We start from the raw sequence: 20,729 nt of genomic DNA, 5'->3' as shown, positions 1-20,729 counted from the left end.
CTGGCTAAGGTTAACTGACCAGAAGTTTCGCGGTGCGGGTGGCATTGTGACTCACCGGCGCCTGAATTCTCATTTACACGTACCAGTAGTTGTAGCGAATGAATACTGAAGCCACTCACGACCAAAATGCAGCACTCTCCACTGGCGTTCGTCTTCGCAACGCCCGTGAACAACTCGGACTCAGCCAGCAAGCGGTGGCGGAACGCCTGTGCTTGAAGGTATCCACGGTTCGCGATATTGAAGAAGATAAGGCGCCTGCCGATCTGGCTTCAACGTTTCTGCGTGGTTATATCCGCTCTTATGCAAAACTGGTGCATATCCCTGAAAACGAGCTGCTGCCGATGATGGAAAAGCAGGCTCCAGTCAGAGCCGCCAGGGTCGAGCCGATGCAATCTTACGCGCTCGGCAAACGCCGTAAAAAACGCGACGGCTGGCTTATGACCTTTACCTGGCTGGTCCTGTTTGTGGTGGTAGGCCTGACCGGGGCATGGTGGTGGCAAAACCATAAAGCTCAGCAGGAGGAGATCACCACCATGGCCGATCAATCTTCCGCCGAGCTGAGCCAGGCCGGGAACAGTGACGCGCAGAGCGTGCCGCTCAATACCGACAGCGCGGCAACCGCCAGCGAGCCGCAGCCAGCCGCAACGGCTGCGCAGACCGACGCGCCGGCACAGACGGCTACGGCGCCAGCGCCGACTACCACCGCTCCTGACCAGAACGCCGTTGTCTCTCCCTCCCAGGCGAACGTTGATACGGCCGCAAATGTTCCTGCAACCACCACGCCGACTGCTGATAACACCAGCACCGCAGCGCCGCTGCCGACCGATCAGGCGGGCGTAGTAACGCCGGCGGTTGATGCGAACGCGCTGGTGATGACCTTTACCGCCGACTGCTGGCTGGAAGTGACCGATGCGACGGGCAAAAAGCTCTTCAGCGGCCTGCAGCGTAAAGATGGTAATTTAAACCTTACCGGCCAGACGCCTTATAAGCTTAAAATTGGCGCTCCGGCAGCAGTTCAGATCCAGTTTCAAGGGAAGCCGGTGGATCTGAGCCGTTTTATCAGAACTAACCAGGTTGCGCGCCTGACCCTCAATGCCGAACAATCAGCAGCACAGTAAAGGGCGGGCAACGCGGGAGATTTTACATGCATAACCAGGCTCCGATTCAACGTAGAAAGTCAAAACGGATTTACGTTGGGAATGTGCCGATTGGCGATGGCGCCCCCATCGCCGTTCAGTCGATGACCAATACGCGCACCACCGATGTGGAGGCGACGGTCAATCAGATCAAAGCGCTGGAACGTGTTGGAGCCGACATCGTTCGCGTCTCCGTACCGACCATGGATGCTGCCGAAGCCTTTAAGTTGATTAAACAGCAGGTCAGCGTCCCGCTGGTAGCAGATATCCACTTTGATTACCGCATCGCCCTGAAGGTGGCGGAATATGGCGTGGATTGCCTGCGTATCAACCCGGGCAACATCGGCAACGAAGAGCGCATCCGCATGGTAGTGGACTGCGCGCGTGACAAAAATATCCCTATCCGTATCGGCGTTAACGCCGGATCGCTGGAAAAAGATCTGCAGGAAAAGTATGGCGAGCCGACGCCGCAGGCGCTGCTGGAATCCGCTATGCGTCATGTGGATCACCTCGATCGTCTCAACTTCGATCAATTTAAGGTCAGCGTAAAAGCCTCTGACGTTTTCCTGGCTGTAGAATCCTATCGCCTGCTGGCGAAGCAGATCGATCAGCCGTTGCACCTGGGGATCACCGAAGCGGGCGGCGCGCGCAGCGGCGCGGTGAAGTCCGCGATCGGGCTGGGGCTGCTGCTCTCAGAAGGGATTGGCGATACGCTGCGCGTCTCGCTGGCGGCCGACCCGGTAGAAGAGATCAAGGTTGGCTTTGATATTCTTAAGTCCCTGCGCATTCGTGCACGCGGCATTAACTTTATCGCCTGTCCAACCTGCTCGCGTCAGGAATTTGATGTGATCGGCACGGTCAACGCGCTGGAGCAGCGTCTGGAAGATATTATCACTCCGATGGATGTCTCTATCATCGGCTGCGTGGTAAACGGACCAGGCGAAGCGCTGGTGTCAACCCTGGGCGTGACCGGCGGCAACAAGAAAAGCGGTCTCTATGAAGATGGCGTTCGTAAAGATCGTCTGGATAATAGCGACATGATCGACCAGCTCGAAGCCCGCATCCGCGCGAAAGCCGCCATGCTGGATGAGGCGCAGCGAATCAGCGTTCAGCAGGTTGAAAAATAACGTGATGGGAAGCCTGCCCGCCTGCAACCAGCAGTATGACGGGTAGCGCTTCCCGTGTATGATTGAACCCATTCTTTGGGTTCTTTTTTGTATATAGAAAGAGAATAAACGTGGCAAAAAACATTCAAGCCATCCGCGGCATGAACGATTACCTGCCTGGCGAAACCGCCATCTGGCAGCGCATTGAAGGCACACTGAAACAGGTGCTCGGTAGCTACGGTTACAGCGAAATCCGTTTGCCGATTGTAGAGCAGACCCCGTTATTCAAACGCGCGATCGGCGAAGTGACCGACGTGGTTGAAAAAGAGATGTATACCTTTGAGGATCGCAACGGCGACAGCCTGACCCTGCGTCCTGAAGGGACGGCGGGCTGCGTTCGCGCCGGCATCGAACATGGTCTCCTGTACAATCAGGAGCAGCGCCTGTGGTATATCGGCCCGATGTTCCGTCATGAACGTCCTCAGAAAGGCCGCTATCGTCAGTTTAACCAGCTGGGCGTAGAGGTCTTTGGTCTGCAGGGGCCAGATATCGACGCCGAGCTTATCATGCTGACGGCCCGCTGGTGGCGCGCGCTCGGTATTTCTGAGCACGTTTCCCTGGAGCTGAACTCTATCGGTTCGCTGGAGGCGCGCGCAAACTATCGCGATGCGCTGGTGGCGTTCCTGGAGCAGCACAAAGAGCAGCTCGACGACGATTGCAAACGCCGTATGTACAGCAACCCGCTGCGCGTGCTGGATTCCAAAAATCCGGAGGTTCAGGCACTCCTGAACGACGCGCCTGCGCTCGGCGACTATCTCGATGAGGAGTCGCGCGAACACTTTGCCGGGCTTTGCAAACTGCTGGAGGCGGCGGGGATCAATTACACCGTTAATCAGCGCCTGGTGCGCGGTCTGGACTACTACAACCGCACCGTTTTCGAATGGGTCACCTCAAGCCTGGGTTCACAGGGCACCGTTTGCGCTGGCGGGCGTTACGATGGTCTGGTGGAGCAGCTTGGCGGCCGCGCGGCACCTGCCGTGGGTTTCGCCATGGGGCTGGAGCGACTTGTTTTATTGGTTCAGGCAGTTAATCCTGAATTTAAAGCAGATTCTGTTGTCGATATATACCTGGTGGCCTCAGGCGCGGATACGCAGTCTGCGGCAATGCAGCTTGCCGAACGGGTGCGCGATGCGCTGCCAGCGGTTAAGCTGATGACCAACCACGGCGGCGGCAACTTTAAAAAACAGTTTGCGCGTGCCGATAAATGGGGTGCAAGTATCGCACTGGTGCTGGGCGAGTCTGAAGTTGCCGCAGGTGAAGTGGTCGTGAAAGATCTGCGCTCAGGTGAGCAAACCACGGTAACGCAGGATGGCGTTGCGGCGCACTTGCGCACTTTATTGGGCTAAGGAGAAGGACTGCGTGGAAATTTACGAGAACGAACACGATCAGGTCGATGCGATTAAACGCTTCTTTACTGAGAACGGCAAAGCGCTGGCTGTTGGGGTCATTCTGGGCGTTGGCGCGCTGATTGGCTGGCGTTACTGGAACAGCCATCAGGTTGAATCGGCGCGCGGGGTCTCCCAGTCGTATGAGAATACGGTAAGGGCTATCGCGCCTGACCAGCCGCAAACGATCTCCACTGCGGAGAAATTTGCGGCAGACAACAAAAACATCTACGGTGCAATGACTGCGCTTGAAGTCGCTCAGCAGTACGTGGATAAAAATGAGCTGGATAAAGCCGCGTCGCAGCTGACCCAGGCTATTGCGGCGGCAGACGATGATAATCTGAAGGCGCTGATTAATCTGCGTCTCGCCCGTATCCAGGTGCAGCAGAAAAAAGCTGACGAGGCGCTGAAAACGCTCGACACCGTAAAAGGTGAAGGCTTTGCGGCCATCGTCGCCGACCTGCGCGGCGAAGCGCTGCTGAGTAAGGGCGACAAAAAGGGCGCGCGTAGCGCGTGGCAAGCTGGCGTAGAGAGCAAAGCTTCTCCTGCGCTGAGTGAAATGATGCAGATGAAAATAAATAATTTGTCCGTCTGAGAGGGACCCGATGCAATTGCGTAAATTACTTCTGCCAGGACTGCTTTCCGTTACGTTATTGAGCGGCTGTTCACTGTTCAGCGGCGAAGAAGATGTAGTCAAAATGTCACCGCTGCCGACGGTTGAAAACCAGTTCACCCCGTCCACCGCCTGGAGCTCCTCCGTGGGCGACGGGATTGGCGATTTCTACTCCAACCTGCATCCGGCCTATGCCGACAGCGTGGTCTACGCGGCGGATCGTAAGGGTACGGTGCGCGCCTTTAATGCAGACGATGGCAAAGAAGTATGGTCTGTTGATCTTGCGGAAAAAGATGGCTGGTTCTCCCGCAATCCTGCGCTGCTCTCTGGCGGCGTGACCGTTGCCGGTGGCCATGTCTACATCGGTAGTGAAAAAGCGCAGGTCTACGCGCTTAATACCAGCGATGGCTCCGTGGCGTGGCAGTCGCGCGTGGCGGGCGAAGCGCTCTCTCGCCCGGTAGTGAGCGACGGCATGGTGCTGATCCATACCAGCAACGGACAGCTGCAGGCGCTGAACGAAGCTGACGGCGCGGTGAAATGGACCGTAAACCTGGATATGCCAGCGCTCTCCCTGCGCGGTGAATCCGCTCCGGCCAGCGCCTTTGGCGCCGCTATCGTCGGGGGTGATAACGGCCGCGTCAGCGCCGTGCTGATGCAGCAGGGTCAGATGATCTGGCAGCAGCGTATCTCCCAGGCGACCGGCCCGACGGAGATCGATCGCCTGAGCGATGTGGATACCACTCCGGTAATCGTCGATGGTGTGGTCTATGCGCCGGCCTATAACGGCAACATGACGGCGCTGGATCTGCGCAGCGGTCAGATTATGTGGAAACGCGAGCTTGGTTCGGTGAACGATTTCATCGTGGACGGTAACCGTATCTACCTGGTGGATCAGAGCGATCGACTGCTGGCGCTGAGCACCGAGGGCGGCGTCACTCTGTGGACGCAAAGCGACCTGCTGCACCGTCTGCTGACCGCGCCGGTACTCTATAACGGCAGCCTGGTGGTCGGGGACAGCGAAGGTTACATGCACTGGATCGATCCTGAGAATGGCCGCTTTGTCGCCCAGCAGGAGGTTGACAGCTCCGGCTTCCTGACCGAGCCGGTCGTGGCTGACGGTAAGCTGCTGATTCAGGCGAAAGACGGTACGCTGTACGCAATTACGCGTTAATCAGTGCGGCTGTAGTATAATAAACGGCTCCTGTTCATTCAGGGGCCGTTTTGACTTTTTTGAAAACGACGCATCTGCGGCGTTACAGTAAATTTTATGAGGCTTCAAACATGGTACCTGTGGTCGCGCTTGTCGGGCGCCCTAACGTTGGAAAATCCACTCTTTTTAACCGTTTAACACGCACCCGAGATGCGCTGGTAGCGGATTTCCCGGGGCTGACTCGTGACCGTAAGTACGGTCGTGCCGAAGTGGAAGGCCGTGAGTTTATCTGTATTGATACGGGCGGTATCGACGGTACGGAAGAGGGTGTAGAAACCCGCATGGCGGAGCAGTCCCTGCTGGCTATCGAAGAGGCGGACGTGGTGCTGTTCATGGTTGACGCCCGCGCGGGGCTGATGCCTGCTGATTCGGCGATTGCCAAACATCTGCGTTCCCGTGAAAAACCGACCTTCCTGGTCGCGAACAAAACCGACGGTATCGATGTCGATCAGGCGATGGCTGATTTCTGGTCGCTGGGCCTGGGCGATATCTACCCGATCGCCGCTTCTCACGGTCGCGGCGTGACCAGCCTGCTCGAAACGGTGCTGCTCCCCTTCGTTGATGAAGTGAACCCGCCGGAAGAGGTGGATGAAGATGCAGAGTACTGGGCGCAGTTCGAAGCGAACGAGCAGGGTGAAGAGGAGCCGGAAGATGACTTTAACCCGCAGGATCTGCCGATCAAGCTGGCTATCGTTGGTCGTCCGAACGTCGGCAAATCGACCCTGACCAACCGTATTCTGGGCGAAGATCGCGTGGTGGTCTACGACATGCCGGGCACCACGCGCGACAGTATCTATATCCCCATGGAGCGTGACGAGCGGGAATATGTTCTCATCGACACCGCCGGGGTGCGCAAGCGCGGCAAAATCACCGACGTGGTGGAGAAGTTCTCGGTTATCAAAACGCTGCAGGCGATTGAAGATGCCAACGTCGTAATGCTGGTCATTGATGCACGCGAAGGGATCTCCGATCAGGACCTGTCGCTGCTGGGCTTTATCCTCAACAGCGGCCGCTCGCTGGTGATTGTGGTTAACAAATGGGATGGTCTGAGCCAGGAAGTGAAAGAGCAGGTGAAAGAGACGCTCGACTACCGCCTGGGCTTTATCGACTTTGCCCGCGTGCATTTTATCTCTGCCCTGCACGGCAGCGGCGTCGGCAACCTGTTTGAGTCGGTACGGGAAGCCTACGACAGCTCCACCCGTCGCGTGAGTACTGCGATGCTGACCCGCATCATGAATATGGCGGCAGAAGACCATCAGCCGCCGCTGGTGCGCGGTCGTCGCGTGAAGCTGAAATATGCCCACGCCGGTGGTTATAACCCGCCGATTGTGGTGATCCACGGGAACCAGGTTAAGGATCTGCCTGACTCCTATAAGCGCTACCTAATGAACTACTTCCGTAAGTCGCTGGACGTCATGGGTACGCCGATTCGCATCCAGTTCAAGGAGGGGGAGAACCCGTACGCCAACAAGCGTAACACCCTGACGCCAAACCAGATGCGTAAACGTAAGCGCCTTATCAAGCACATCAAGAAAAGTAAGTAAGCAATCCCTTCTCTGTAAGGCCCGCACATGCGGGCCTTTTTTTGTTTAACCGCACCTTAGCGCTTCCCCCGGTGTCAATCATTATTCGCTTTTGTCGAACATTAAATCTAATAAAATAGACATTTGTCGAGTTTTCATCTTAAAGTGTTGCCGCTTATGCCAGAGAATACTGGCGTCAGGTTATCATAGGGTTAAATAAATTTTACCGACAGGGTAAGAACGACCAGCAAGAGCCGCTGCACCTGTCGGATTGATTAAACGCGACAACACACCTTTTGGGAGAAGTTATGCAATCTTCTGTTAATAACAATGAAAGCCGGACATTTTTCGGCCATCCTTATCCGCTGGGCTCACTCTTCTTCACCGAGATGTGGGAGCGTTTTTCGTTTTACGGCATTCGCCCGCTGCTGATCCTGTTTATGGCCGCCACCGTTTATGAGGGCGGGATGGGGCTGGCGCGCGAAAATGCCTCAGCGATTGTCGGTATTTTTGCCGGAACCATGTATCTGGCGGCGCTGCCGGGGGGCTGGCTGGCTGATAACTGGCTCGGCCAGCAGCGGGCCGTCTGGTACGGCTCGATTCTGATTGCGCTCGGCCATTTGTCGATCGCGCTCTCCGCCTGGATGGGTGACAGTCTCTTCTTCATCGGGCTGATGTTTATCGTGCTCGGCTCTGGTCTGTTCAAAACCTGTATTTCGGTGATGGTCGGTACGCTCTATAAAAAAGGCGACGCGCGTCGTGACGGCGGTTTTTCGCTTTTTTATATGGGTATCAACATGGGCTCGTTTATCGCGCCGCTGATCTCCGGCTGGCTGATTAAATCCCACGGCTGGCACTGGGGCTTTGGTATCGGTGGCCTCGGGATGCTGGTGGCGCTGATTATCTTCCGTCTCTTTGCCGTCCCGGCGATGAAGCGCTACGACAGCGAAGTGGGGCTGGACTCCACCTGGAACAGCCCGGTGGTGAAGAGAAACGGCGTGGGCGCATGGCTGCTGGCGCTGGCGGTGGGTATCGCGGCGATCGTTACGCTTATCGCGCAGGGGGTGATTGTGATTAACCCGGTAGCGGTAGCCAGCGTGCTGGTGTATGTCATTGCCGCCTCTGTTGCCCTGTATTTTATCTGGCTTTTCGCATTTGCCGGGCTGAGCCGCAAAGAGCGCGCCAGGCTGCTGGTCTGCCTGATCCTGCTTATCTCCGCCGCCTTTTTCTGGTCAGCCTTCGAGCAGAAGCCGACCTCGTTTAACCTCTTTGCTAATGACTACACCAACCGCATGATCGGCGATTTTGAGATCCCCGCCGTCTGGTTCCAGTCGATTAACGCGCTGTTTATTATTCTGCTGGCACCGGTCTTTAGCTGGGCGTGGCCGAAGCTTGCGAGCAAGAATATCCGCCCGGGCAGCATCACCAAGTTTGTGATTGGCATTCTCTTTGCCGCGGCAGGCTTCGGGTTGATGATGCTGGCGGCGCAGAACGTGCTGAGCAACGGTGGCGCGGGTGTTTCCCCGTTCTGGCTGGTGGGCAGTATTCTGATGTTAACGCTGGGCGAGCTGTGCCTGAGCCCGATTGGTCTGGCGACGATGACGCTGCTGGCGCCGGAGAGAATGCGCGGCCAGATGATGGGGCTGTGGTTCTGCGCCAGCGCCCTGGGTAACCTTGCCGCTGGTCTGATTGGCGGCCACGTGAAGGCCGATCAGCTCGATATGCTGCCGGATCTCTTCGCACGTTGTTCCATCGCGCTGCTGATTTGCGCTGCGGTGCTGATCGTACTCATTGTTCCGGTACGTCGCATGCTGGAGAATGTGCAGACTAAACCGGCGACCAGCGCCTTATAACCCTCCGTCATTGCCGGGGCGGTTATGCTCCGGCAATTCAATGACGAGGTGATGAGATGAGATTAGGGTTTGTTGGTCTGGGGGCCGTGGTTGAAACGGCCTATCTCCCCGCATTAAAAACGCTTTTTGGGGCGGCCTTACGTTGTAGAGGCTTTGATCTCAATCCCGCCAGAACGCTTCAGGGAATAACACGCTGCGACTCGCTGGCCGCGCTGCTTGCAGAGCCTCCCGATACCCTGTTTATCACCACGGCGTCTCTGCAACATCTTGCGGTGCTTGAGCAGGCGCTGGCATCTTCGGTGCCCCGTATCGTGGTGGAAAAGCCGATTGTCGCCACGCTCCCCCAGATCGAAAAGCTAAAAACGCTGTTGACGCAGCCCGGTGCCGCGGACCGCGTGCTGGCGCTCGACCACTGGATGACCCGTCTCGCACCGGAACAGCTTGCAGAGATCGGTGACTTTTCTGACATTGTCCGCATCGAAGGCTTTCTTCAGGAGCCGAGCGGTTTTAACGCCGCAGGAGAGCCGGTTGCGCTCAACTTTGCCACCGGCGAGCCGGATACGCGAACCTTGCGTCATCCTGACGGCGTGATCCTGGATATCGGCACGCATGTGCTGGCGATGCTGCGTGAAACGGTGCGTTATCTGGGGGGCAACGACGAGATGGCACTCGCGGTTGCAGACGCCCGGGATCGTCTGGGACGCGATATTGCCAGAGGCGATCTGATCACCGCCGAAGGCGAGGCACATCTTAAGGGGCAGGTGAGCGGTATCCCGGTGGATATCTGGCTGAATAAATACGCAGGCCCAGCCGGCGGGCAAAAAGGTTTACGGCTCTATCTGGGCGACGGGAGAATAGTCAGCTACGACCGATGCGGCGCAGAGGATGTGGTGGAGTGTATTGATGGCGATGAAGTTCAGCGCTTCACTATCACAGGCACCCTTTACGCGCGCTGCCTGGCGGAACAGATACTGGGCGCGAAAAGCCTCTTTGAGCGCGATCCGCAGGCGGTGAGCCGCACGACGCAGCGCAGGATTGCGGAGGTCGAGCTGCTGCTGACCCTGCAGCAACAGCTACGTGGCCCCCACTGAGCGCCTCGTGTTAAAATTACTGCAGAACTTAAGCCTCAGGAGGCCCTATGTCCATTACCTGTCCCGATTGTCATGCTGAGCTGGAACAACAAAACGGCGTGGCGCACTGCGATAACTGCCATAAAGATGTTGCGTTAGAAGCCCGCTGCCCGGAGTGCCATCAGCCGCTCCAGGTATTAAAAGCGTGTGGCGCGGTGGACTATTTCTGCCAGAACGGCCACGGTTTAATCTCCAAAAAACGCGTCGAGTTTGTCAGCGTTTCGGCTTAATCGCAGACGCAGCCTTCTCCTTTTTGCCACAGCTCGATCAGCGACTCCGGCGCTTCCTGCTCGGGTACCAGCACAATCATATCGGTATACTGCGCCTGATTGTGACGGGTCCAGATTATCTGGATGCGAAAATAGCGCTGATCGCCGCGCCCCGGTGAAGTGGTCTCTCCCGGCGGCTGGCCGCGGGGAAACGCCTGCTCCAGTATGCTCACTACCCGCTGGCGCTGCGCTTCGTTGAGCGAGGAGAGCGCAATGGTGCGCTGCCCGCTCAGCTTCGGAATAAAGGCGACACCGCCCTCGCGGGCCAGCTCCACTACGGCGTCATCCGTCAGTTCCGGGATTTGCATTTACAATACTCCTGTCTCTTCCCACGCCCGCTCAATGGCCGCCGCGACGTCGCTTCCGGAGCGTTTTTCGCCATGGGCGATGGTCAGCCTGGCGAATGCCGCAAAATCCGCATTCTGCGCCAGAGCGCGATCGCACACCGTATCGTACCAGGCGTAACCCGCCTTTTCCCAGGCATAGCCGCCAATCGCGGTCGCGGCCAGATAAAAGGCGCGGTTGGGAATGCCGGAGTTAAGGTGTACGCCGCCGTTATCCTCGCGCGTCCTGATAAAATCGTTCATGTGCGCAGGCTGCGGATCTTTGCCGAGCAGGGGATCGTCATAGGCGGTGCCGGGGGCGGACATGGATCGCAGCCCTTTGCCGTTGATCCCTTCCGCCAGCAGCCCTTCGCCAATCAGCCAGTCGGCACTCTCTGCCGTCTGCTTAAGATGGTATTGCTTTACCAGCGAGCCAAACACGTCGGAGAGGGACTCGTTCAGCGCCCCCGACTGTTCAAAATAGATGAGCCCCGCCTCGGTTTCGGTTATCCCGTGGCTCAGCTCGTGCGCGACCACGTCAATGGCAACGGTAAAGCGATTGAAGATTTCCCCATCGCCATCCCCGAAGACCATCTGCTGACCATTCCAGAAGGCGTTCTGATATTCCCGGCCATAGTGAACGGTGCCGGTGAGAATCAGCCCCTTATTATCGAGGGAATCACGCTGGTATTGTTTCCAGAAGAAATCATGGGTGATGCCTAAATAGTCGTAGGCTTCATCCACCGCCACATCTCCGTTCGAAAGCTGGCCTTCATAGCGCACCTGGGTGCCTGGCAGATCCTGGGTATTTCGGGCATCGTAAATGTCACGCTCCAGCTGGCCGGGTTTGTTCACATGCGGCGCGGCGGGTTTACCCGGCATGTGCGCCATCAGCGTCTGGACGTGGGTTAAGGTCTGGCGGGCGCAGCGCTGCTGCGGTTCGGAGCCGCTTTCAATAATGCGGCGGAGTATGTAGGGCGGGATAACGCTACGGGTATGGGACATGCTGCTCTCCTTCGTTCTGGCAAGGCCGAATAAAAAGCAATAGCAGCAGTATAGTGGGTAAACGGCGAAGAATTATTCCTTTTTGCGCGAACGCGTTTTTTTCGCGGGCGTTACCCCTTTTACTTCGCTCTCCACCCAGCCGTCCGCCAGGCGGGTGGTGAGCAGATCGCCCGCTTTCACCTGCTTAGTCTGTTTCAGCACCTTGCCGTCGGTCGCCGTGGTCACGCTGTAGCCACGCGCCAGAGTTGAGAGGGGGCTAACCGCTTCCAGATGCGTTACCGCGTTGCCAAAGCGCTCGCGCGTGGTGCTGAGGCGGGCACGCAGGTTCTGCGCCAGCCGGTATTCGAGTTGCTGTATACGCGTTTGCGCACGCAGGATGCGTGGCTGCGGATTTTGCTGACTGAGACGCCGCATGGCCCGCTGCTGGCGCTGCGCCGCCTGTTTCACCTGGTTATCCAGAGCGAAATTCATCCGCTGGCGTAACCGTTCCAGCAAGGTCTGCTGACGCGCCAGGCGTAGCTGCGGATGCTGCTGTTGCAGGCGGTGAAAGGCCTGGGTAAAGCGGCGGTTGCGGTTTGCGAGGAAGTAATCCATCGCCATTTCCAGCCGCTGCTGGGCCGACTGGATTTGCCGCAGCAGCTCCAGCTGGTTACGGCTGACCAGTTCCGCTGCCGCCGACGGCGTAGGAGCGCGCAGATCGGCGACAAAGTCAGCGATGGTAACATCCGTCTCGTGTCCGACGGCGCTCACCACCGGGATGCGGCTGGCGAAAATTGCCCGCGCCACGCGTTCATCGTTAAAGCTCCAGAGATCCTCCAGCGAGCCGCCTCCGCGCCCGACGATAAGCACGTCGCACTCCTGACGGGCGTTGGCAAGCGCAATGGCGCGCACAATCTGCGCCGGAGCGTCGTCGCCCTGTACAGCGGTGGGGTAGATCATGACCGGCAGGGAGGGATCGCGGCGCTTCAGCACATGCAAAATATCGTGCAGCGCGGCGCCGGTTTTCGAGGTGATAACGCCCACGCAGTGGGCGGGGGAGGGGAGTGGCTTTTTCCACTGCTGATCGAACAGTCCTTCCGCCGAGAGCTTCGCTTTCAGCTGTTCATATTTCTGCTGCAACAGCCCTTCGCCTGCTGGCTGCATGCTTTCGACGATAATCTGATAGTCGCCACGCGGCTCGTACAGGGTGATGTTAGCGCATACCAGAACCTGCTGGCCGTGCTGCGGGCGGAAGGTCACCCGACGGTTGCTGTTGCGGAACATCGCGCAACGCACCTGGGCGCCATCATCCTTCAGCGTAAAGTACCAGTGGCCAGAGGCGGGCTGGGTAAAATTGGAGATCTCGCCGCTGATCCAGACCTGACCCATTTCCTGCTCAAGCAGCAAACGAACCGTTTGATTGAGGCGGCTTACGGTAAAAATTGAGGGGGAATGAGCGGATAACATGTGAGCGGGATCAAATTCTAAATCAGCAGGTTATTCAGTCGATAGTAACCCGCTTCGGGGGGATCGCAAGCATTTTTTGCAAAAAAGTGTAGATGCAATCGGTTACGCTCTGTATAATGCCACGGCAATATTTAACCACCCAGGTCAGAGATATTGCCCATGCTACGTATCGCTAAAGAAGCCCTGACGTTTGACGACGTCCTCCTCGTTCCCGCTCATTCCACCGTTCTGCCGAATACTGCCGACCTCAGCACGCAGTTAACCAAGACCATTCGTCTGAACATTCCTATGCTCTCCGCGGCAATGGACACCGTGACGGAAGCGCGCCTGGCAATCGCCCTGGCACAGGAAGGCGGCATTGGCTTTATTCATAAAAACATGTCTATTGAGCGTCAGGCCGAAGAAGTTCGCCGCGTGAAAAAACATGAATCCGGTATCGTGACCGATCCGCAAACCGTTCTGCCGACCACCACCCTGCACGAAGTGAAAGCCCTGACCGAGCGTAACGGCTTTGCGGGCTACCCTGTTGTCACCGAAGAGAACGAGCTGGTAGGGATCGTCACCGGCCGTGACGTCCGTTTCGTTACCGATCTCAATCAGCCGGTCAGCGTCTATATGACCCCGAAAGAGCGTCTGGTTACCGTGCGTGAAGGTGAAACGCGCGACGTGGTGCTGGCAAAAATGCATGAAAAACGCGTTGAGAAAGCGCTGGTGGTGGACGCGCAGTTCCACCTGCGCGGCATGATCACCGTTAAAGATTTCCAGAAAGCAGAACGTAAACCAAACGCCTGTAAAGACGAGCATGGCCGTCTGCGCGTGGGCGCGGCGGTTGGCGCGGGCGCGGGTAACGAAGAGCGCGTTGACGCGCTGGTTGCCGCAGGCGTTGACGTCCTGCTGATCGACTCCTCTCACGGCCACTCCGAAGGGGTTCTGCAGCGCATTCGTGAAACGCGCGCTAAATATCCTGACCTGCAGATCATCGGTGGCAACGTGGCGACCGGTGCCGGCGCACGTGCGCTGGCGGAAGCGGGCGTAAGCGCAGTGAAAGTGGGTATCGGCCCGGGCTCTATCTGTACTACCCGTATCGTCACCGGCGTGGGCGTACCGCAGATCACCGCAGTCTCCGACGCGGTGGAAGCGCTGGAAGGGACCGGTATTCCGGTTATCGCTGACGGCGGTATCCGCTTCTCCGGCGACATCGCCAAAGCGATCGCCGCGGGCGCTGCTGCCGTCATGGTTGGCTCCATGCTGGCGGGTACTGAAGAGTCCCCGGGTGAAATCGAACTCTACCAGGGCCGCTCTTACAAATCCTACCGCGGCATGGGCTCCCTGGGGGCGATGTCCAAAGGCTCCTCCGACCGTTACTTCCAGAGCGATAACGCCGCTGACAAGCTGGTGCCGGAAGGAATCGAAGGCCGTGTGGCTTATAAAGGTCGCCTGAAAGAGATTATCCACCAGCAGATGGGCGGCCTGCGCTCCTGTATGGGTCTGACCGGCTGTGGTACGATCGACGAGCTGCGCACGAAAGCCGAGTTTGTCCGTATCAGCGGTGCCGGTATTCAGGAAAGCCACGTTCATGACGTGACAATCACTAAAGAGTCCCCGAACTACCGTCTGGGCTCCTGATTTTCTCGCCCGACCTTGTGTCGGGCGATTTATTTAATCTGTTTCACTTGCCTCGGAATTAGCGTCAATGACGGAAAACATTCATAAACACCGCATTCTCATCCTGGATTTTGGTTCCCAGTACACTCAGCTGGTTGCACGCCGCGTGCGTGAACTCGGCGTTTATTGTGAGCTCTGGGCGTGGGATGTCACGGAAGCACAGATTCGCGAATTTAATCCCAGCGGGATTATCCTCTCCGGTGGCCCGGAAAGCACCACCGAAGAGAACAGCCCGCGCGCGCCGCAGTATGTGTTTGAAGCTGGCGTGCCGGTATTCGGCGTTTGCTACGGCATGCAGACGATGGCAATGCAGCTGGGCGGTCACGTTGAAGGCTCAAACGAGCGTGAGTTTGGCTATGCGCAGGTAGAAGTGGTCAATGACAGCGCCCTGGTGCGCGGTATTGAAGATTCCCTGACCGCCGACGGTAAACCGCTACTCGACGTCTGGATGAGCCACGGCGACAAAGTCACTGCGATTCCGGCCGACTTCGTTACCGTCGCCAGCACCGAGTCCTGCCCGTTCGCCATTATGGCAAACGAGGAAAAACGCTTCTATGGCGTGCAGTTCCACCCGGAAGTGACCCATACTCGCCAGGGGATGCGTATGCTGGAGCGCTTCGTGCGCGATATCTGCCAGTGTGAAGCCCTGTGGACCCCGGCAAAAATCATCGACGATGCCGTAGAGCGTATTCGCCAGCAAGTGGGCGACGATAAAGTGATTCTGGGCCTCTCCGGCGGCGTTGACTCTTCCGTTACCGCGATGCTGCTGCACCGCGCGATCGGCAAAAACCTGACCTGCGTATTTGTGGATAACGGCCTGCTGCGTCTGAATGAAGCCCAGCAGGTAATGGATATGTTCGGCGACCACTTCGGTCTGAACATCGTTCACGTGGAAGGCGAGCAGCGTTTCCTCGATGCGCTGGCGGGCGAAAACGACCCGGAAGCGAAGCGTAAAATCATCGGCCGCGTCTTCGTGGAAGTGTTCGACGAAGAGGCGCTGAAGCTGGAAGATGTGAAATGGCTGGCGCAGGGCACCATCTACCCTGACGTGATCGAGTCTGCGGCTTCCGCCACCGGTAAAGCGCACGTCATCAAATCTCACCACAACGTGGGCGGCCTGCCGAAAGAGATGAAGATGGGGCTGGTTGAGCCGCTGCGCGAGCTGTTCAAAGACGAAGTGCGTAAGATCGGTCTGGAGCTGGGTCTGCCGTACGATATGCTCTACCGCCACCCGTTCCCGGGGCCGGGTCTCGGCGTACGCGTGCTGGGCGAAGTGAAGAAAGAGTACTGCGACCTGCTGCGCCGCGCCGACGCTATCTTTATCGAAGAGCTGCGCAAGGCGGACCTCTATAACAAGGTAAGCCAGGCATTTACCGTCTTCCTGCCGGTACGTTCCGTCGGCGTCATGGGCGATGGCCGCAAGTACGACTGGGTTGTCTCCCTGCGTGCGGTAGAAACCATCGACTTTATGACCGCGCACTGGGCGCATCTGCCGTATGACTTCCTGGGCCGCGTCTCTAACCGCATCATCAACGAAGTGAACGGTATTTCCCGCGTGGTGTATGACATCAGCGGCAAGCCACCAGCGACGATTGAGTGGGAATAAGCCGGTAACCCTTCCTGCCCGTTGCTGAAAAGCAAAACTGAAATCAGCCCTCTGTTTTTACAGAGGGTTTTTTATATCTAACCTATCCGGGTTCACACTTTTTAACTCTGGTTCTCACGGTATCGTTAGCGCGATATACGCTTCTTTCGGTCCGGTAGTGTAAAAGTTCTTCTGTACCGGTAACTTTTATCGCAACGGCATCGTTCTTCACCCGTCAGAACGCAGGATAGCCTTCCCGCCTGCGAGATTTTCACCTGTCGCTGATTCCATAAGGAATGTCTGTATGACTGATGTATCGCAGGACGGTATGACGCGTTCCGCCAGAAATAGCTGGTTAATCATTACCGCGCGGTTTATCTCTGATTTTGGCGCGTTTCTTAATATGGTGGCGCTCTCCACCTATGTCTATTTGCTGAGTCAGAGCGTTATGCATGTCAGTATTTTTCTGGCCTGCCGTGTTGGTGGCGGCATTCTGGCCAGCGTAGCCGGCGTTCCTTTCTTTCGGCGTTTTCATGGACGTCTGCCTCTGGTGATATTTGATATTATCCGCGCCGCTCTGCTGTCGTTGCTGCTGATTTTTCCTCCGGCGGCGCAGCTTTATATCCTGCCTTTTATCGCCCTGGGAATTGGCATCGGAAATTCGATGTTCGCGATAGGACTTAACAGCCAGTTACCCCGGTGGGTAGACGAATCCCGGCGGGTTTCTACCAACGCCTGGCTGACCTCGGCCTCCGCGACCGGGGCGGTCACAGGAAGTCTGGTATCGGGTATTTTGCTGGCCGCCAGCGGCTATCAGCTGGTATTTGCCATGAATATCGTGACATACCTGCTGGCTGGCTTAGCGATTATGCCATTACGCTTTCTCTTTTATCCGGCTGTGGGGGAGGCTGAACCACATCGTAAAGAGTGGCGTAACCTCATTTCAGGACTACGCGCGACGCCGGTGCTGGCTGGAATGTTGCTGGTAACGATGGCGGATACGCTGGGAAGCGCTGCCCATAACGTGGGCTTTCCCATCCTGTCTGAATGGCTGACGCCAGCGACGGCCGGGAAAACGATGGGGCTGCTGCTCGCCGTCTGGGCTGGCGGGAAGTTTCTCGGCGCGCGGATAGCGAATTACCTGTTGCTTCAGGGCGTAACAGGCACGGAACGCCTCTTTTTTGGCGGCGTAGCGTTAATGTCCCTGGGCTTTATTTTCACCTTTCAGCAGCATGGCGTCCCGCTGGCGCTGATCTTTATCGCCTTTGCCGGGGTAGGGGATGGCCTGGCGGATGTGAGCCTGATTTCCCGTATCCAGAGTGAGCCAGAACGGTTGCGCCTGCCGGTGTTTAGCCTGATGACGCTTCTGCAAATGACAGGATTTGGGGTCGGAATGTTAATTGTTGCCCCTTTTTACGTCTGGTTTGCCCCCGCGCTGGTGATAGTTATTTTTCACGGCATTCCGTTGCTGACATTAGCCGGAGCAGGGCTCTACAGCCAACGCCAGCGGTGCCAGCGGAGATAATTTTATTTGATAACGCCTGACGTCTGGAGCGCTTTACCAGGGTATGATTTTCAGCAGGGGCGTTATTCAGCCCGAAGGTGCGGGATAGCCTGATGAGAATCAGTTAAGCGCTTTACCGGCGGACGTTTCGACAGAGAGAGAGGATTGCTGCGACTGGATTTTATCCTGATGGTGGTGCCATGCACCAATCGACGAATAGACAAAGCGGCCAAAGAAGAAGAGGAAGCTGATAAGCAGGACGATACGGGTCATACGGGTGTTAAAGCGGGATCGTCTGTGCATTCGCGTGGCCTGACTCACGTTGGTTTTCCTGGATAGACCCTTTCGGGCGATAGGGGTATTAAGGCACAGGGATAACGCAGGGTCAATTCGGGCTTATGTAAAATTATGTCAACGTGAAAATCAAATATTGTTATGAATTGGATTTGAAGTATTTACAGTATTGATATAAATAGGAAAAAGAGCTGCACGAAACGTAAGAAAATATTATTGGCGCAATGTAACTTGATTTAAATCAATCGTAACTTACCGAGCCTAATTAAAATTCTTTCTCCGAAGCGTCCGTTCAGACTCGTTTGTTCGGCATGGTGTCAGGTTGGATGCCTGTCTAAACTTACCCGTTGGATCAAGGGTCGTACTGGGCATCTATGACTATCCTCGCCTTATTCAATCGTTACAAAGATCGCTGGTGGGCACTGCCGCTTCTTCTGCCCATTTTTTTGTTACCTGTATTTAGCCTCGCCTCTACTTACACCGAGCTGAACGGTGGCATGGTTGTGCTCTACTATATGCCCCTGTCGTTCTGCCTGGCTTTAATGCTCTTTTATGGCCTGATGGCCGTTCCGGGGATCGTGGTGGCGCTCTTTCTTCGCTACTACTTCTCCGTCACGCTCTATGAGACGATAGCCGTTAACGTGCATTTTCTGGTGCCTCTGGTGTTGAGCTGGGGTGGCTATCGGGTGTTTGCGCCCCGGCGTAATATGGTGGCTTACGGCGATGTGCATTTGATGGGGCAGCGCATATTCTGGCAGGTGATCTGTCCTGCCACGCTCTTTCTGTTTCTGTTTCAGTGCGCAGTCTATGTAGGGATTTATGAAAGCCGCCATAGCCTCACCGGCTTCAGCCCCGCCTCGATTCGCATGCTGATTAGCTATCAGGGGCTGCTGGTCAGCGGGCTGACCGGGGTGCCGATTAGCTATCTGGCGATACGCCTGATACGTAACCCTTTTTATATCAGAGGGCTGGTTTCGCAGATTCGTTCGCAAATCGACAAAAAGGCGACCCTGCTGGAGTTTGCGATCTGGATTGCAGTGCTGGGATGTCTGCTGGGGCTGTTGCTTGTTCCCTTTAGCGAAAACAACTCAATCTTCAGTACTAGCTACACGCTGCTGCTGGTGATGCCGGTGATGCTGTGGGGCGCGATGCGGTATGGCTATAAACTGATGTCCCTCATCTGGACGCCTGTGCTGATAGTGATTATTCACTACTTCTACCGCTATATCCCCTTTATCCAAAGTTACGATATCCAGCTGGCGATCACCTCTTCAAGCTATGTCGTCTTTTCCTTCGTGGTTATCTACCTGGCCATGCTGGCAACCCGCCAGCGAGTGATCAATGCCCGGGCACGTCGCCTCGCTTTCCTTGATCCGGTGGTCAATATTCCCAACCTGCGGGCGCTTTCGCGCGCGCTGGCAAAAACGCCCTGGTCGACGCTCTGCATGATGCGCATCCCGGAGCTGGAGCTGTTGGGACGCAATTACGGCGTATTGCTGCGTATTCAGTACAAGCAGAGGCTGGCTGAGTGGCTCAACGGCTGGCTACAGCCGAACGAGAATGTGTATCACCTCTCCGGATACGATCTCGCCATTCGGCTTAATACCGAGTCGCATGAAGCGCGGATTATGGCGCTTCACGAGCATATCAAGCGTTTTCGCTTTTTCTGGGATGGCATGCCGTTGCAGCCGCAGGTGGGATTCAGCTACTGCGCCGTGCGTGCGCCGGTTAACCATCTTTACCTGGTACTGGGGGAGCTGAGCGTGATTGCCGATCACTCCCTGGCCACCAGCCAGCCAGAAAATCTTCAGCAGCGCGGAGCGATGTCGCTGCAGCGAGGCCTGAAGGATAAAGTGCAGATGATGAACCGCATGCAGCATGCGCTGGAGCAGAATGCGTTTGTTCTGATGGCGCAGCGGGTGCAGGGGGTGCGCGGCGATAACTATCACGAAGTGTTGCTGCGTATGCCAGATGAAAATGGCGAGATGATCTTACCGGATTGCTTTTTGCCGGTAGCGCAGGAGTTTGGCCTCTCTTCCCGTATCGATCTCTGGGTGCTGGAATATACCTTGCAGTTCCTCGCCAGCCACCACAAGCAACTTCCCGGACAGCGGTTCGCCATTAACCTTACCCCTTCCACTGTCTGTCGCGTGCAGTTTCCTCTTGAGGTGTCGCGCCTGCTAAAAATCTACGGGATCGAAGCGTGGCAGCTGATATTTGAGGTGACAGAGAGTAGCTGTTTTGGCAACATCGACCTGGCGGCGCAGGTGATCAGGCAGCTGCAGCAGATGGGATGCCGTATCGGCATTGACGATTTTGGTACGGGTTACGCCAGCTATGCTCGCTTAAAAAGCGTCGATGCCGATATTCTGAAGATTGACGGTAGCTTTATCCGCAATATTGTCGATAACAGCCTGGATCATCAGATTGTGGCCTCCATATGCCACCTGGCGAGAATGAAAAAAATGCTGGTGGTAGCGGAGTATGTTGAATCGGAAGAGATCCGCGAAACGGTGATGGCGCTTGGCATCGATTATCTGCAGGGCTATCTGATTGGCGAGCCTGAGCCGCTGGCCTTGCTGTCAGAGAAAAAGGCGCCTTAACAGCGCCTTTGTCATCGGG

The 20,729-nt window shown here is 56.6% G+C and carries 17 protein-coding genes; 13 read left to right on the top strand and 4 right to left on the bottom strand.

Annotated elements, in window-relative coordinates; translation table 11 throughout:
• The first annotated feature begins 98 nt into the window (after nt 1-98).
• The 9 genes from rodZ to BN3796_RS19275 all read left to right on the top strand — a co-directional run bounded on the left by rodZ (nt 99) and on the right by BN3796_RS19275 (nt 10,246).
• Nucleotides 99-1,118 carry a cytoskeleton protein RodZ gene (rodZ, locus tag BN3796_RS19315; RefSeq protein ID WP_061709961.1) on the top strand — a complete coding sequence of 340 codons (1,020 nt, stop codon included), beginning with the start codon at nt 99-101 and terminating at the stop codon, nt 1,116-1,118.
• A 26-nt stretch (nt 1,119-1,144) separates the two neighbouring features.
• A complete protein-coding gene (gene ispG / locus BN3796_RS19310; protein WP_061709960.1) occupies nt 1,145-2,263 on the top strand; it encodes a flavodoxin-dependent (E)-4-hydroxy-3-methylbut-2-enyl-diphosphate synthase in 1,119 nt (372 codons plus the stop codon).
• Nucleotides 2,264-2,373: 110 nt separating this feature from the next.
• The gene (gene hisS, locus BN3796_RS19305; RefSeq protein ID WP_061709959.1) at nt 2,374-3,648 is read left to right on the top strand and encodes a histidine--tRNA ligase; all 1,275 of its coding nucleotides are present in this window, start codon (nt 2,374-2,376) and stop codon (nt 3,646-3,648) included.
• A 13-nt stretch (nt 3,649-3,661) separates the two neighbouring features.
• A complete protein-coding gene (locus BN3796_RS19300; RefSeq protein ID WP_061709958.1) occupies nt 3,662-4,282 on the top strand; it encodes a YfgM family protein in 621 nt (206 codons plus the stop codon).
• A 10-nt stretch (nt 4,283-4,292) separates the two neighbouring features.
• Nucleotides 4,293-5,471, top strand: a complete 1,179-nt coding sequence (gene bamB / locus BN3796_RS19295) for an outer membrane protein assembly factor BamB (protein ID WP_061709957.1) — start codon at nt 4,293-4,295, stop codon at nt 5,469-5,471.
• A 110-nt stretch (nt 5,472-5,581) separates the two neighbouring features.
• Nucleotides 5,582-7,054 (top strand): ribosome biogenesis GTPase Der, encoded by a 1,473-nt coding sequence (gene der, locus BN3796_RS19290; protein ID WP_061710065.1) that lies wholly within the window; start codon nt 5,582-5,584, stop codon nt 7,052-7,054.
• 287 nt (nt 7,055-7,341) lie between these two features.
• Nucleotides 7,342-8,886 (top strand): peptide MFS transporter, encoded by a 1,545-nt coding sequence (locus tag BN3796_RS19285; protein WP_061709956.1) that lies wholly within the window; start codon nt 7,342-7,344, stop codon nt 8,884-8,886.
• A 56-nt stretch (nt 8,887-8,942) separates the two neighbouring features.
• Complete coding sequence (locus BN3796_RS19280) at nt 8,943-9,977, top strand: Gfo/Idh/MocA family oxidoreductase (protein ID WP_061709955.1); 1,035 nt, start codon at nt 8,943-8,945, stop codon at nt 9,975-9,977.
• A 47-nt stretch (nt 9,978-10,024) separates the two neighbouring features.
• Complete coding sequence (locus BN3796_RS19275) at nt 10,025-10,246, top strand: zinc ribbon domain-containing protein (RefSeq protein WP_061709954.1); 222 nt, start codon at nt 10,025-10,027, stop codon at nt 10,244-10,246.
• On the opposite strand, the gene BN3796_RS19270 is transcribed toward BN3796_RS19275, so the two are convergent.
• From BN3796_RS19270 to xseA, 3 genes are all read right to left on the bottom strand, one after another.
• Entirely contained in the window at nt 10,243-10,593 is a 351-nt protein-coding gene (locus BN3796_RS19270; protein WP_061709953.1) for a protealysin inhibitor emfourin, read from the bottom strand. The genes BN3796_RS19275 and BN3796_RS19270 overlap by 4 nt on opposite strands.
• On the bottom strand, nt 10,594-11,613 hold the full coding sequence (locus BN3796_RS19265; RefSeq protein WP_061709952.1) for a M4 family metallopeptidase: 1,020 nt from the start codon (nt 11,611-11,613) through the stop codon (nt 10,594-10,596).
• Between the two features lie 72 nt (nt 11,614-11,685).
• Nucleotides 11,686-13,059: an exodeoxyribonuclease VII large subunit gene (gene xseA, locus BN3796_RS19260; RefSeq protein ID WP_061709951.1), complete on the bottom strand. Its 1,374-nt coding sequence runs from the start codon at nt 13,057-13,059 to the stop codon at nt 11,686-11,688.
• A 159-nt stretch (nt 13,060-13,218) separates the two neighbouring features.
• Here xseA and guaB point away from each other — a divergent pair, with 159 nt between their 5' ends.
• The 3 genes from guaB (at nt 13,219) to BN3796_RS19245 (ending at nt 17,834) form a co-directional block, all read left to right on the top strand.
• Entirely contained in the window at nt 13,219-14,685 is a 1,467-nt protein-coding gene (guaB, locus tag BN3796_RS19255; RefSeq protein WP_061709950.1) for an IMP dehydrogenase, read from the top strand.
• A 67-nt stretch (nt 14,686-14,752) separates the two neighbouring features.
• Complete coding sequence (gene guaA, locus BN3796_RS19250) at nt 14,753-16,330, top strand: glutamine-hydrolyzing GMP synthase (protein WP_061709949.1); 1,578 nt, start codon at nt 14,753-14,755, stop codon at nt 16,328-16,330.
• Nucleotides 16,331-16,613: 283 nt separating this feature from the next.
• Nucleotides 16,614-17,834: an MFS transporter gene (locus BN3796_RS19245; RefSeq protein WP_061709948.1), complete on the top strand. Its 1,221-nt coding sequence runs from the start codon at nt 16,614-16,616 to the stop codon at nt 17,832-17,834.
• 99 nt (nt 17,835-17,933) lie between these two features.
• On the opposite strand, the gene BN3796_RS19240 is transcribed toward BN3796_RS19245, so the two are convergent.
• Nucleotides 17,934-18,134 (bottom strand): YfgG family protein, encoded by a 201-nt coding sequence (locus BN3796_RS19240; RefSeq protein ID WP_061709947.1) that lies wholly within the window; start codon nt 18,132-18,134, stop codon nt 17,934-17,936.
• A gap of 347 nt (nt 18,135-18,481) precedes the next feature.
• Between BN3796_RS19240 and BN3796_RS19235 the strand changes: the two genes are divergently transcribed.
• Nucleotides 18,482-20,710 (top strand): sensor domain-containing phosphodiesterase, encoded by a 2,229-nt coding sequence (locus BN3796_RS19235; RefSeq protein WP_061709946.1) that lies wholly within the window; start codon nt 18,482-18,484, stop codon nt 20,708-20,710.
• Nucleotides 20,711-20,729: the final 19 nt, after the last annotated feature.

This window comes from Pseudenterobacter timonensis (genome assembly GCF_900021175.1).
Classification (GTDB): Bacteria; Pseudomonadota; Gammaproteobacteria; order Enterobacterales; family Enterobacteriaceae; genus Enterobacter; species Enterobacter timonensis.
The sequence above is the reverse complement of the archived record's forward strand: the minus strand, read 5'-3'. Positions and strand labels throughout refer to the sequence as shown.